The following is a 13,669-nucleotide window of genomic DNA, read 5'->3' as shown; positions in this document are numbered from 1 at the left end:
GGGAGAGGGTCAGGCTGCGGTGGCCAGTATCGGCCTCGGCTTGGGATTGCTCTCGCCCGCATCGCGCCATTCCTTGCGGCGCGGCGCGCCGAACCAGAGGAACAGCAGCGGCAGCTTGATGAACAGCAGTTCGGAATGGATCAACCGGTCGATCCATATCTCGCGCCGGTTGGGCATGCGCCGCTGGTTCTCCGCGAGCCATTTGTCATAGGGCAGGAAGTGGTCGGGCTCGTCGACATGCACCACCTCGAAGATCCTGTGGAGCGCCTTGTCCTGCTTGACGATCGGGTGGTCGAGCAGGATTTCCACCTGTTTCAGCCCGCGTTTTTCAGTCAGAGAAATGACCCTGCACAGGCGCTCGAACAGATCGTCGCTGGCGATGATCGCCTCGGTATCGAGGCTGTCGATCGAGGTGCCGAAGGTGATTTCGATGAAGCGGTCGATGTGGCCGAAGGTCCGGTCGAGCGCGATCGGCATGGTCCCGCGTAGCTGGAACCAGCGCTTGAACATGGTGTAATGCTTGCGCTCGTCCGCGCGGTGCTTTTCGACCGCCGCGATCAGCTCGGTCGCCTCGGGGTGCTTGGCGCGCACCGCTTCCAGCACCCGGTCGAGCGCAGTATATCCGCGATGCTCGTTATAGATGTAAATCGACCCGAGCAGATCTAGATACCGGCGCGCGAACCACTGTTTCATGTCAATGGTTTACCATGATCGTGCGGCAAGTGTCACGACAATCCGCTTGCCTCCAGCAGAGCCTCGGTGCTCGCGTCGAATTCCTCGCCGCCCTGTTCGATCGCCTTGGCCATCTGCTTGCCGAGTTCGACGCCGAACTGGTCGAAGGGGTTGATGCCCATCAGCACGGCATTCGCGAAGGTCCGGTGTTCGTGGAAAGCGATCAGGGCTCCCAGCGTGGCGGCGTCGAGATCGTCGCACAGGATGGTCGCCGAGGGACGGTCGCCGGGGTAGTTGCGCGCGGGGTCCTTGCCTGCCTTGCCCGCCATCAGCGCGGCCCCTTGGGCAAAGCAATTCATCAGCAGGATGCGGTGATGCGCGGGGTCTAGCTCGTCGCCCGGAGCGATGCTGGCGATGAAATCGACCGGGATCAGGTGCGTACCCTGATGGAGCAGCTGGAACACAGCGTGCTGCGCATCGGTCCCCACCCCGCCCCAGGTGATCGGCGCGGTCGGGCCGTCGACCGGCTGCATGTCGGCGGTGACGCGCTTGCCGTTGCTCTCCATCTCGAGCTGCTGGAGATAGTCGGGGAACAGCCCCAGCCGCTCGTCATAGGCGAAGACGGCACGCGTCTGGCAACCACGCACGCGGGTGTAGTAGAGGTCGGCGAAACTGGCGCGCAGGACGAGATTGTCCTCCAACGGCATGTCGCGGAAATGCCCGTCGACTGCGGCGGCGCCCGCGAGCATCTCGCGGAAATCGTCCATCCCCACGGCCATGGCGATAGGGAAACCGATGGATGACCAGATCGAATAGCGCCCGCCGACGCTTTCCTGGAAGGGCAGGATGCGCGTCTCGTCGACGCCCCATTCCACCGCGCCTTCGGGATTGGCGGTCAGCGCCACCACTCGGCCGCCCGGGTCGGACACGCCATTGTCGGCCAACCATTTCAGTGCACTTGCGGCGTTGGTCATGGTCTCGATCGTGGTGAAGGTCTTGCTGGCGACCGCGATCAGCGTCTTGGCCGGATCGCATTTTGCAAAGGCCGCTTCCAGCGCCACGCCATCGATGTTCGACACCACATGCACGTCGCAGCGCGAGAAATCGCGGCCAAGCGCGTCGACACCCAGCGCCGGGCCCAGCGCACTGCCGCCGATGCCGATGTGGATGAGGTGGTCGATCTCTCCCATCGCGCCTTGGTGGATCGCCTCGACCAGCATGCCCATCCGGTCGATCAGCGCGGCGGCTTCCTCGACCTTGGCTTCATCGCCCACGCCGCGCAGCGTGGCATGGTCGGCAGCGCGGCCCTCGGTCGGGTTTACCACCTCGCCTGCAAACAGCTTGTCGCGCATTCCAGCGAAATCCATCGCCTCGGCCAGTTCGGCGAACTTTGCCAGCACCGCGCGGTCGAGATGCGTTTTCGACCAGTCGAACAGCACCCCGCCCGGCGCCATCGGGTCACCTGCCGCATCGCCGGCAAGCTCGATCCGGCCCGAGAGCATCTTCACGCGCTCCGCCCCGCCCGGCTCATCCCTGCCCTCGCCTCCATCGCGTTCCGTGCTGAACAGTTCGAGCAGCGTCGGCTGCGGCAGGGCGGCAATGTCGCTCCAGATGCTGGCGGCAGATTTGGTCATGGGGTTCAAAAATCCTTTGATGGGGCGTGGCCTCGCGACTAGGGCTTTCCGCGATGGATGAGAACCCCCGCCTTACCCGTCCGGACGCCGATGCCGATCCGGAATTCGTATCCGAGCCGGAAACCGCGGCCGGGGAACAGGAAGATTGGGGCGATTTCGCCAAGTTCCTGCTGAAGCTGGTGGTGGTGGTGCTGGTCTTCCGCAGCTTCATCTTCTCGCCCTTCACCATCCCAAGCGAAAGCATGCTGCCGGGGCTCAGGAACGGCGACTATCTCGTCGCGGCGAAATGGCCTTACGGTTTCTCCAAGCTGTCGCTGCCGGGTGAGGTGCCGCTGATCCCGGGCCGCATTTTCGAGAGCCTTCCCGAGCGCGGCGACGTGGTGATCTTCAAGCACCCGGTCGACGGCACCGATTACGTCAAGCGCGCCATCGGCCTGCCGGGCGATACCATCGCCCTGCGCGGCGGTACCGTCATCCTCAATGGCGAGCCTCTGGCACAGGAGCGCGGCAGCTTCGTCGACATCCCCATGAGCGCCAACACCGGCTGCCGCGAGGATGGCGGGACCGTGGTCGACGGCAACACCTGCCGCTATCGCCAGATCATCGAGACGCTTCCTTCGGGCAAAAGCTACCCTACGATCGATTTCGGCCCCCGCCGGGCGGACGATTTCGGCCCCATCATTGTCCCCAAGGGCAAGCTGTTCGTCATGGGCGACAACCGCGACAACTCGCTCGACAGCCGCTTCCCTGCCACTCCTGGACAGGGCGTGGGGCTGGTCGACACAGACCTGCTCGTGGCACGCGCCAGCAGGGTGCTTTGGTCGACCGACGGCAGCGCCGAATGGCTGCTGCCCTGGACCTGGTTCACCGCCGCACGCTGGGACCGGATCGGGAGCGACATATGAGCGCGCTCCCCCCCGAAACCCTCAAGTGGCTCGAGGAAACGGGCTTCACCGTTGGTGACCAGAAGCTCTGGCTGGCCGCACTCACCCACGGCAGCATGGGCGAGAAGGACGATTACGAGCGGCTCGAATTCCTCGGCGACCGCGTGCTCGGCCTTTCGATCGCGCACTGGCTCTACGAACAGAGCGAGGCACCCGAAGGCAAACTCGCCCAGCGCCTCAACGCCATCGTCAGCCGCGAGATGTGCGCCACGGTGGCGCGCGGGATCGACCTTGCCGGTCACATGCGCATTTCCAAGCAGGCGCGCGCGGATGGCGGGCTCGACAGCGAGAATATCCTCGGCGACGTGATGGAGTCGCTGCTCGGCGCGCAGTTCCTCGACAACGGTTTCAAGAAGTCGCGCGAGCTGGTGCATGTCCTCTGGCGCCCGGCGCTCGAGAGCGGTGCGGGCGAGAGCAAGCATCCCAAGAGCGCGCTCCAGGAATGGGCCGCCGGCAATCGCCGCAAGCCGCCCGAATACGAAGTGGTCGACCGCTCCGGCCCCGACCACGCCGCGCAGTTCACAGTGCGGGTCAAGGTTCACAGGGTCGGCGAGGCGACCGCCACCGCCGGCAGCAAGGGCGAGGCCGAGAAAGCCGCCGCCAAGGAATTTATGGAGAAGTTCGGATGACCGAACACACTACCCGTTGCGGCCTCGTCGCCGTCATCGGTGCGCCCAATGCGGGCAAGTCCACGCTGGTCAACCAGCTCGTCGGCCAGAAGGTCGCGATCACAAGCGCCAAGGCGCAGACCACGCGCGCGCGAATGCTCGGCATTGCGCTGCATGGCGATACGCAGATGGTGCTGGTCGATACGCCCGGTATCTTCGCGCCCAAGCGCAAGCTCGACCGTGCCATGGTCAGCGCGGCGTGGGATGGTGCGGAAAGCGCCGATGCGGTCTTGCTGATGGTCGATCCGATCAAGCAGCGCAGGCACGAACTGGAGCCGCTCATCGAGGCACTGGCGAACAGACCCGAACGCAAGATCCTCGTCCTCAACAAGGTCGATGCGGCGAAGAAGGAACCGCTGCTCGCGCTGGCGCAGGAGTTGACCGACAAGGTCGAGTTCGAGACGGTCTATTTCGTTTCGGCCCTGACTGGCGACGGGGTTCCTGAAATGAAGGAAGCGCTCGCCGCCATGATGCCCGAAGGTCCGTGGATGTATCCCGAAGACCAGGTCTCCGACGCCAGCGAACGCCTGCTCGCCACCGAGATCACCCGAGAACAGCTCTACAAGCAGCTGCACGAGGAATTGCCCTACGACAGCGCGGTGCGGCCCGAGAAATACGAGCAGCGACCCGATGGCAGCGTGGAAATCCACCAGCAGATCGTCGTCATGCGCGACAACCAGCGCGCCATCGTGCTCGGCAAGGGCGGCAGCCGCATCAAGGCCATCGGCCAGGCCGCGCGCGAGGAGCTGAGCGAACTGCTAGGCCAGAAGGTTCACCTGTTCCTTCACGTCAAGACCGACGAACGCTGGAGCGAGGACAAGGAAATGTTCGAGGAAATGGGGCTCGAGTGGAAGGGCTAGAACCCAGCCCTTCTCCACATCAGCCTTCCGTTATCGAAACATTGGTTCCGTCGACGGTGCAGGTGCCGGCAGCCGAGATCTTCGGATCATCCCACTCGACGGTCCAGCCTATGGCGGGGTCGTCGTCGTCAAGGCTCGCCGGATCGATTGAAACGGCGGCATTCGGCAGGTTGTTGAAGCGCGCATCCTCGAGCCACACCTTGTCGTGGCATGCCTGCGCGGCAAGGACGGTTGCTTCTTCGTAGTCGCCCGTAACCTCCGGCGGCTGGTCGCCGGCCGCTTCGGCGACCGGGTCGCTGGAGGCTTCTGTTACCGGATCAGCTGGGTCCGCCTCATCCGGAGCGGCTCCGCATGCGCCGAGTGCAAGAACACCGAAACCGGCTGCTGCTGCCTGCATGCAAACGCGAAAATGTCTCATAGCTCACTCCCTGCCTTGGTCGGCTGCACGTAAAAGTAAATCAGGATCAGGTTCACGAACGGGATAAGCCCCAGCAGGATCAACCACGGGCTGTACCCTGCATCGCGCAGGCGGCGCACGCCCATCGCGATATTGGGAATGATCGTGAATAGCGCGAAGAGCCACGCCAAGGGGTTTTGCGCGTCCCCTCCCGTCGAGGGCACGCCAAGCGCGGGATCGATGACGAAAACGTCGATCAGGCTGAGGATGAAGGCAATGACGAAGATGCCGAGGACCCAGAACCAGAACAGTCGGCGTCCGGTCGTCCCTGCAAAATTGAAGTAGTTGGAAAATCCGTACTTCAGCGCTTCGAGCATATGCCCCTCCCCGGAAAGATGCGTGCAGAGTGACACAGAGCCGCTTGAACTTCAACCGGACGCCATTTGCTCATTGCGATACGCGTCTCTACCGCTTCTTCGCCACCTTGATCTTGTTTTTCTTGGCGAAATCCTTGGTGGATTCCTCGCTCCGGCCAAGCGCCTTGGCGATCTGTTTGAGGCCCTGACCCTTGCCGGCGAGGGTGCGGAGCTGACCCGCCTCCTCGCCCGTCCAGGGTTGCTTGTGGCGCTCGAAACGCTCCTTGCCCATCAGTCGGCCTTCTTCTTGGCCGCTGCCTTCTTCTTCGGCGCGGCCTTTTTCTTGGCCGGAGCCTTGCGCTTCTTCTTCGCCGGACCCTTGGCCGCGCGGGCATCGATCAGTTCGATGGCCTGCGCCTCGGTCACGTCCTCGGGCTTTACGTCCTTGGGGATCGTGGCGTTGGTGGTGCCGTCGGTGACATAGGGGCCGTAGCGGCCCGGCATGACCTTGATCTCGCCGCCGCTGGTCGGGTGTTCGCCGAGAGTGTTGATGGGTTCGGCCTTGCCGCGCCCGCCGCCCTTGCGGTTGGCGGCCTGCGCGAGGATGTCGACCGCGCGGTTCATGCCGACTTCGAACACTTCGCGCGTGTTCTGCAGCTTCCCGTATTTGCCGTCATGGCGCAGGTAGGGGCCGTAGCGTCCGATGGCGGCCTCGATCTCCTTGCCAGTTTCCGGATGCGCGCCGACGATGCGGGGCAGGCCCAGCAGCTTCAATGCCCATTCGAGGTCGAAATCGTCGAGGTCCTTGGGAATGCTCGCGCGTTTGGCGTCCTTGCCCTCGCCCAGCTGGACATAGGGGCCGAAGCGGCCCGTCTTTCGTTCGACCGGAAGACCGGTGTCCGGATCCTCGCCCATCACGCCGTCATTCGCGCCGTCCTCGCCCTCGCTGCCGGGCTTGGCGAACTGGCGGGTAAACGTGCATTCGGGATAGTTGGCGCAGGCGACGAAAGCGCCATAGCGGCCACCGCGCAAGGCCAGCCGTCCGCCTTCGCGGCCCTCTGTCTCGCACAGCGGGCAATGGCGCGGGTCCTTGCCGTCGGCGCGTTCGGGGAAAAGATAGTCGGAGAGGAAATCGTCGAGCACCTCGGTCACTTCCGAGGGCTTCTTCTCCATGATCTCTTCGGTCTTCGGCTTGAAGTCGCGCCAGAAGTCGGCGAGCAGCTTCTTCCACTCCTCTCGCCCGTCGGAAACGGTGTCGAGCTCGTCCTCCATGCCGGCGGTGAAGTCGAAGGACACGTAACGCTCGAAGAAGCGTTCCAGAAACGCCGTGAGAAGACGCCCCGATTCCTCTGCAAAGAAACGGTTTTTCTCCATCCGGACATAGTTGCGGTCGCGCAAAGTCTGGAGCGTCGAGGCATAGGTCGAAGGCCGCCCGATGCCGAGTTCTTCCAGCCGCTTAACAAGGCTCGCCTCGCTGAAACGCGGCGGCGGCTGGGTGAAGTGCTGGTTGGCCTCAACCGCCTTCTTCAGCGGACTGTCGCCCTTGTTGACGACCGGAAGCAGGCCGTCCTCGTCATCCTCCGAGGGTTCGTCGCGGCCCTCTTGGTAGACGGCGAAATAGCCGGGGAATTTCACCACTTGTCCGGTGGCGCGCAGCTCGTGCTTGCCGGTGCCGTCGCGAAGGGTGATGGTGGTGCGCTCAAGATTGGCGGAGGCCATCTGGCTTGCCATCGCGCGCTTGAAGATCAGGTCGTAAAGCCGGCCCTCGTCCCCGCTCCCGGCGCGGTCGCGCTTGAAATCGGTCGGGCGGATCGCCTCATGGGCCTCCTGCGCGTTCTTGGCCTTGGTGGCATAGAACCGCGGCTTGTCGGGCAGATAATAGGCATCGTAGCGGTCGGCGATGGCCTTGCGACAGGCATCGATCGCGCTGCCGTCCATCTGCACGCCGTCGGTACGCATATAGGTAATGTGCCCCGCCTCGTAGAGCGACTGGGCGAGCCGCATGGTGTGGCTGGCGGAAAAGCCGAGCTTGCGCGCGGCTTCCTGCTGCAGCGTCGAGGTGGTGAACGGCGGCGCGGGGCTGCGTTTCAGCGGTTTGGTCTCGATTTCCTCGACCGTGAAGCGCGCATCCTCGACCGCCTTCTTGGCGGCCTTGGCGCTGCCTTCATCGCCCAGCGTCAGCTTTTGCAGCTTCTTGCCGTCGAACTTGACCAGCCGCGCGTCGAACTCGGTGCCGTCCTGCTCAAGCTTGGCGAGGACCGACCAGTATTCGTCCGCCTTGAAATGCTCGATCTCGATCTCGCGGTCGACGATAAGGCGCAGCGCGACCGACTGCACGCGGCCCGCGCTTTTCGCACCCGGCAGGCGGCGCCACAGCACTGGCGAGAGCGTGAAGCCATAGAGATAGTCGAGAGCGCGGCGGGCGAGGTATGCGTCGATCAGATCCTGGTCGAGCTCGCGCGGGGCCTTCATCGCATCGGTGACGGCCTGCTTGGTGATGGCGTTGAAAGTGACGCGGTCGACCTTCTCGGGCAGCGCCTTGCGCTTGGCCAGAAGTTCGCGAACATGCCAGCTGATGGCTTCGCCTTCACGGTCGGGGTCGGTCGCGAGAACGAGGCGGGTCGCCTTCTTGGCGTTGTCGCTGATTTCCTTGAAGCGGCTCTGCTTGTCGCGATAGAGCTCCCAGTCCATCGCGAAATCCTCGTCCGGGCGCACGCTGCCATCCTTGGGCGGCAGGTCGCGGACATGGCCGTAGCTGGCGAGAACCTTGAAGTCCTTGCCGAGGTATTTCTCGATGGTTTTCGCCTTGGCCGGCGATTCTACGATGACGAGTTGCATTGCGGTCTGGGACGTCCCTTACGTGTGTACGTGCGTATACGCGCGAAAATGGGGATCGGGTTTCAGGGGCGTCAAGCGGGAAAAAACCCGGACCACGCGGCAGCGCAGCCCGGGTATTCAAGTCGAGAGCCTGTCATTTTCGGTTACAAGCCCTTCGGGTCGCGTGAGCTGTCTGCGGCAGGTTTTTCGATTTGACATCACCCATAAGGGTTACGCCCGAAGTCAATCACGCGAGCGATACCCGCCCCGCAGCATGCCGCTCCAGCCGACCGGCAATCTCGAGCTGCAGCAGCGCCAGTTGCACCGCCGCCGCGCTTTCGCCCGACTGGCGGATAAGTTCGTCGATGGCGACCGGCGCGGTAGTCAGGAGCGAGGCGATGTCGGCCGGTTCGGCCTCGGCCATCTCGGAGGGTTCGAAATCGAATTGCTGCGAGGGTTCGCGGAAGGTCGAGCGGGGCTGGCCGTCGAAGCCCGTCAGCAGTTCCACCACATCCTCGGGCGATTGCACCAGCACAGCGCCTTCGCGGATGAGGTGGTTGCATCCGTGGCTGCGCGCTTCGAGCGGGGAGCCGGGGATCGCCATGACCTCGCGCCCTGCCTCGCCTGCCAGCCGCGCGGTGATGAGGCTGCCGGACTTGACCGCCGCTTCCACCACCAGCGTGCCGCTCGCGAGCCCCGCAATGATGCGGTTGCGGCTCGGGAAGTGGCTGCCGCGCGGTTCGGTGCCGGGAGGCTGTTCGGCGAGGAGCAGGCCTTCGCTCGCGATCCGCTCCTGCAGATCGGTGTGCTGCGGCGGGTAAGCGATGTCGATGCCGCTGGCGATCACGCCGATGGTTCTCGGCATCGCGCCCTCATGCGCCGCGCCGTCGATCCCGCGTGCGAGGCCGGAGACCACGGTGAAGCCCGCATCCGCCAGTCCCTTGGCGAAATCGCGCGCCAACTTTACCGCTGCCGCGCTGGCGTTCCTCGCGCCGACCATCGCCACGCAGGGCTTAGTCGCCAGCGACAGATCCCCGCGCCAGGTCAGGATCGGCGGAGCGCCGTCGATTTCGCCAAGCAGGCGCGGATAGTCGGGCTGGTCGTGGAACAAATATTTCGCTCCCGCCGAACGGACCGCATCGACTTCGCGCTCGATCCGGTCACTAGGGGCGGCGCGATATTGCCGGCCTCCCCGCTTGCCGAGGTCGGGCAAGGCCTCGAGCGACTGAGCCGCACTGCCGAAGCGCGCCAAAAGCATGGCATAGCTAACCGGCCCGATATTGGGCGAGCGCAGCAGGCGGATGCGCGCGAAGGCTTCTTCCTGCGTCAGCGGGGCAGCGACCGGATGCGAGGCTTCGTTCACCCTTTGGAGCCGACCTTCGGTTCGGTCCCGGCAGCGAGGCGCTTGATGTTTTCACGGTGGAGGAAAATGACGATTACGGCGATGAGCGCCAGCACCTTGACGAAAGTGGGCCAGCCGAACAGCCAGGCGGCAATCGTGGCGGCGACCACCGCGCTCATCCCGGCAAGCGAGCTGATACGCGTGATCGCCAGCATGCCGAGCCACACCACCGCGTAAACCGCGCCAAGCGGCCAGGCGAGGCCGAAGCACACGCCCGCATTGGTCGCCACGCCCTTGCCGCCCTTGAAGCCCAGCCAGACCGGGAAGCAATGGCCGATCACTGCGAACAGCGCGGTCCAGCCCATGTCCTGCCAGAACAGTTCCTTGGCGATCAGGACGGGCACCAGCCCCTTCGCAAGGTCGAGCAGAAGCGTCGCCGCGGCAAGCCCCTTGCTGCCGGTACGCAGCACGTTGGTCGCGCCGATATTGCCGCTGCCCTGCTGGCGGATGTCGCCCTTGCCCGCCAGCTTCGCGAGGATGAGGCCGAAGGGAATCGAGCCGAAGGCATAGCCGAGCAGCGCCGCCCACAGCACGTTGATGGTTATTTCCGTTGGCATAACTTTCCCCACCGTACGCCCCGAGCTTGTCGAAGGGCTGCACTTTCTTCTAGCGGTAAGTCTAAAGTGAAAAGCAGGGCTTCGACAAGCTCAGCCCGAACGGATTTGGAGCTTTGACGAATAATTCCCCCATCCTGATGTTCGATTCCGGTGTTGGTGGGCTGACCGTTCTCGCCGAGCTGCGCAAACTGATGCCCAAGGCACCGGTTATCTATGCTGCCGATATCGCCGGTCTGCCCTATGGCGAGAAGAGCGAGGCCGAGGTCGCCGCGCGCGTTTCTGGCCTGCTCGGACGGATGGCGGAACGTTACGATCCGCGCCTGATCTGCATTGCCTGCAATACCGCCAGCACCATCGCGCTCGGCATGGTGCGCGAGGTTCTGGAAGTGCCGATCGTCGGGACAGTGCCCGCGATCAAGCCCGCTGCGCAGATTACCAAGACCGGCACTATCGGCCTGCTCGGCACCAAGGCCACCGTCCGCCAGGCATATGTCGACGACCTCGAAAAGGAATTCGCGCGCGGCAAGAAGCTGCTGCGTTACGGGGCGAACGAGCTTGTCGCGCTGGGCGAGAGGAAGCTACGCGGCGAGGAAGTCAGCGTCGACGAAGTCGCCAAGGCCGCCTCGGGTCTGGTGTTGCAGGTCGGCGGCGAGGATCTCGATACGGTCGTGCTCGCCTGCACGCACTTCCCGCTGCTCGAACCCGAATTGCGCGAGGCATTCGGCAAGGATGTGACCTTCGTCCACGGCGCCGAGGGCATCGCGCGGCGCATCGCCCACCTGCTCGAGGGACAGAAGTTCGGCTTCTTCAGCAAGAGTTTCGCGGTCACGACGGGCGAGATCGGCGATTTCAAACGGCTCGCCCCTGCCTTCGAACGGCACGGAATCTCGACGCTCAAACGCTTCTAATCTTGCGAATCGTTCGCAAAGATCGCGGTGGAAATGCGGAGCGCTTTTAATTATTGCGCTGCGGCAAGACAGCCGCGGACGGGCGGCGCAATACGGTGGCTGACCACACGTGAACTACGACCAGATCTTCGACGAAGCGATCGGGCGCCTCCATGCGGAAGGCCGCTACCGCGTATTCATCGACATCATGCGCAACAAGGGCGCCTTCCCCAACGCGCGCTGCTTCCACGGGCATAACGGCCCCAAGCCGATCACCGTGTGGTGCTCGAACGACTATCTCGCCATGGGCCAGCATCCCAAGGTGATCGAAGCGATGGAAAAGGCGCTGCACGATGTCGGCGCAGGCTCGGGCGGCACACGCAATATCGGCGGCAACACGCACCTCCATGTCGAGCTCGAGCGTGAACTGGCGGACCTGCACGGCAAGGACGGCGCGCTGCTGTTCACCAGCGGCTATGTCTCCAACGACGCGACTCTGTCGACGCTCGCCAAGCTGTTGCCCGGCTGCGTGATCTTCTCCGACGAGCTGAACCACGCCAGCATGATCGCCGGCATCCGCAATTCGGGCTGCGAGAAGCGCGTCTTCCGCCACAATGATCTCGACCACCTCGAACATCTGCTCGCTGCCGAGGACGAGGACACGCCCAAGCTGATCGCTTTCGAGAGCGTCTATTCGATGGATGGCGATGTCGCCCCGATCCACGCAATCTGCGACCTCGCCGAGAAGTACAACGCGCTGACCTATATCGACGAAGTCCACGCGGTCGGCATGTATGGCGAACACGGCGGCGGCATTTCCGAGCGTGACGAAGCCGCGCACCGCATCGACATCATCGAAGGTACGCTGGGCAAGGCATTCGGCGTGATGGGCGGCTATATCGCTGCCGACACGCGCGTGATCGACTGCATCCGCAGCTACGCGCCGGGCTTCATCTTCACCACCTCGCTCAGCCCCGTGCTGGTGGCGGGCGTTCTGGCAGCCGTGAAGCATCTCAAGTCCTCGAGCGAGGAACGCGATGCCCAGCAGGCCGCAGCCGCCCTGCTCAAGGAAAAGATGCGCACGGCAAAGCTGCCGGTGATGGACAGCACCACGCATATCGTCCCGCTGATGGTGGGCGATCCGGTTCGCGCCAAGAAGATCAGCGATATCTTGCTCGCCGAATACGGTGTTTACGTCCAGCCGATCAACTTCCCCACCGTACCCCGCGGCACCGAGCGCCTGCGCTTTACGCCCGGACCTGCCCACACGGCGGAGATGATGGACGAGCTGGTCGCCGCTCTGGTCGAGATCTGGGACCGGATGGACATGGAACTGGCCGAAGCTGCCTGATCTGTATTGTGGCGTTTTAGCCACCATTCCGGCCTATTGGGCGCAAATCGTATCTATGCAAAAATATGCGCTGAGACTTCCTGAAAACCGGCAGTAAACATTTCTCCAATTCTTGGAGGGACCTCAGTGAAAACCATAACATCATTTGGCCTGGTCGTCGCGCTGGGCTTGCTGTCGGCCTGTGGTGGCGGCGATTCTTCGGGCCCGTCGACAGGTGGACCCACGCCGGCTCCGCCGCCGCCGCCTCCACCGCCTCCGGCAGCCACCTATGTAAAGTTCGCCGATCTCACCGGGGTCCAGAATTTCCAAACCACCTGCGCGGGCGAAGAATCTTATAGCGGACAACCGGTCCCGCTTGGGGGATTTCCGTTCGGTAACACGGTCGCAATCCAGTCCGATCGCAGCGGCCCGTCTTATGATATCACCGTGGCAAACATCGGCTTTGCAGGAGAGCGATCGCTCAGTTTCACGCCAGAAAACCTCGAATCGAGTTCGACGGCGACCAGCCAGCGATACTCGTTCGTCGACGGCACGGGACGCACCCAGCGTTACAGCATATTCGTGCCGCGAGTCAGCGATACGGATTTGGAATACACGCGCCTCGCATCGCTCTTCAGCCCTTCGGATACCGGGTTCATCAATCTGATTTGCGCGCTGGGCGTGCCGACGGTCCTCACCGACGTTCCCGCCAGCTCGGTCAATTTCGTGACATCTTCCACGGCCGCAATCCTGCGAATCGTTCAGAACGCAGGAAGCGGTGGTGGCCCGACCGTACAGTATTCCGCTGTTCCCACCATCGCCGAAGGCTTTGGCGACCCGGCCACTGGCACGGTGCGCTTCAGCATCGATCTCAAGGGCTACGAATTCGTCGGCGGGATGCGTTCCGATGTGGTCACGGACATTGGCCGCTACACCGGCGAAACCACCATCGATGGTAGCGAGACGAACTTCTCCGGCCTCGTCGTGAACGCGGAGAATGTCGTGGTAGGCGAATTCGGCGGATGGTACTTCGGTCCCCAGGGACGGACCATGGCGGTATCCTACACCGTTACCGACCGGCGCCCAGACGATAGCGAAGTCTTCTCCGCAGGTGTCTTGCTGTTGCGTCGCTAACCCGCTTAAAC

Annotated in this window: 14 protein-coding genes; 6 read left to right on the top strand and 8 right to left on the bottom strand. The window is 63.6% G+C overall.

Going from position 1 to position 13,669, the window contains the following annotated elements; translation table 11 throughout:
- Positions 1–9: 9 nt before the first annotated feature.
- Both K3178_RS04445 and pgi read right to left on the bottom strand, forming a co-directional pair.
- Positions 10–693: a ferritin-like domain-containing protein gene (locus K3178_RS04445; protein ID WP_221570156.1), complete on the bottom strand. Its 684-nt coding sequence runs from the start codon at positions 691–693 to the stop codon at positions 10–12.
- Positions 694–725: 32 nt separating this feature from the next.
- Complete coding sequence (pgi, locus tag K3178_RS04440) at positions 726–2,306, bottom strand: glucose-6-phosphate isomerase (RefSeq protein WP_221570155.1); 1,581 nt, start codon at positions 2,304–2,306, stop codon at positions 726–728.
- Between the two features lie 53 nt (positions 2,307–2,359).
- Between pgi and lepB the strand changes: the two genes are divergently transcribed.
- The 3 genes from lepB to era are packed head-to-tail and all read left to right on the top strand — an operon-like array spanning position 2,360 to position 4,778.
- Complete coding sequence (gene lepB, locus K3178_RS04435) at positions 2,360–3,211, top strand: signal peptidase I (RefSeq protein WP_221570154.1); 852 nt, start codon at positions 2,360–2,362, stop codon at positions 3,209–3,211.
- A complete protein-coding gene (gene rnc / locus K3178_RS04430) occupies positions 3,208–3,879 on the top strand; it encodes a ribonuclease III (RefSeq protein ID WP_221570153.1) in 672 nt (223 codons plus the stop codon). Before lepB ends, rnc begins: the two co-directional genes overlap by 4 nt.
- The gene (gene era, locus K3178_RS04425; protein ID WP_221570152.1) at positions 3,876–4,778 is read left to right on the top strand and encodes a GTPase Era; all 903 of its coding nucleotides are present in this window, start codon (positions 3,876–3,878) and stop codon (positions 4,776–4,778) included. The genes rnc and era overlap by 4 nt, the downstream gene beginning before the upstream one ends.
- Before the next feature lie 19 nt (positions 4,779–4,797).
- Here era and K3178_RS04420 read toward each other — a convergent pair whose 3' ends face one another.
- The 6 genes from K3178_RS04420 to plsY form a co-directional block, all read right to left on the bottom strand.
- Complete coding sequence (locus K3178_RS04420; protein WP_221570151.1) at positions 4,798–5,196, bottom strand: hypothetical protein; 399 nt, start codon at positions 5,194–5,196, stop codon at positions 4,798–4,800.
- Positions 5,193–5,552 (bottom strand): DUF805 domain-containing protein, encoded by a 360-nt coding sequence (locus tag K3178_RS04415; protein ID WP_221570150.1) that lies wholly within the window; start codon positions 5,550–5,552, stop codon positions 5,193–5,195. The genes K3178_RS04420 and K3178_RS04415 overlap by 4 nt, the downstream gene beginning before the upstream one ends.
- Positions 5,553–5,640: 88 nt before the next feature.
- Positions 5,641–5,823, bottom strand: coding sequence for a hypothetical protein (locus K3178_RS04410; RefSeq protein WP_221570149.1), 183 nt, complete (start codon positions 5,821–5,823; stop codon positions 5,641–5,643).
- Complete coding sequence (topA, locus tag K3178_RS04405) at positions 5,823–8,369, bottom strand: type I DNA topoisomerase (protein WP_221570148.1); 2,547 nt, start codon at positions 8,367–8,369, stop codon at positions 5,823–5,825. The genes K3178_RS04410 and topA overlap by 1 nt, the downstream gene beginning before the upstream one ends.
- A gap of 226 nt (positions 8,370–8,595) precedes the next feature.
- On the bottom strand, positions 8,596–9,711 hold the full coding sequence (gene dprA, locus K3178_RS04400) for a DNA-processing protein DprA (RefSeq protein ID WP_221570147.1): 1,116 nt from the start codon (positions 9,709–9,711) through the stop codon (positions 8,596–8,598).
- Positions 9,708–10,307, bottom strand: coding sequence for a glycerol-3-phosphate 1-O-acyltransferase PlsY (gene plsY / locus K3178_RS04395; protein ID WP_221570146.1), 600 nt, complete (start codon positions 10,305–10,307; stop codon positions 9,708–9,710). Before plsY ends, dprA begins: the two co-directional genes overlap by 4 nt.
- 113 nt (positions 10,308–10,420) lie before the next feature.
- On the opposite strand from plsY, the gene murI reads away from it, so the two are divergent.
- From murI to K3178_RS04380, 3 genes are all read left to right on the top strand, one after another.
- Positions 10,421–11,215 carry a glutamate racemase gene (murI, locus tag K3178_RS04390; protein WP_247713507.1) on the top strand — a complete coding sequence of 265 codons (795 nt, stop codon included), beginning with the start codon at positions 10,421–10,423 and terminating at the stop codon, positions 11,213–11,215.
- Between the two features lie 109 nt (positions 11,216–11,324).
- Positions 11,325–12,545 carry a 5-aminolevulinate synthase gene (hemA, locus tag K3178_RS04385; protein WP_221570145.1) on the top strand — a complete coding sequence of 407 codons (1,221 nt, stop codon included), beginning with the start codon at positions 11,325–11,327 and terminating at the stop codon, positions 12,543–12,545.
- Between the two features lie 126 nt (positions 12,546–12,671).
- Positions 12,672–13,658 (top strand): hypothetical protein, encoded by a 987-nt coding sequence (locus K3178_RS04380; protein ID WP_221570144.1) that lies wholly within the window; start codon positions 12,672–12,674, stop codon positions 13,656–13,658.
- The last annotated feature ends 11 nt before the right edge of the window (positions 13,659–13,669 follow it).

The organism is Qipengyuania sphaerica (assembly GCF_019711595.1).
Classification (GTDB): Bacteria; Pseudomonadota; Alphaproteobacteria; order Sphingomonadales; family Sphingomonadaceae; genus Qipengyuania; species Qipengyuania sphaerica.
The sequence above is the reverse complement of the archived record's forward strand: the minus strand, read 5'-3'. Positions and strand labels throughout refer to the sequence as shown.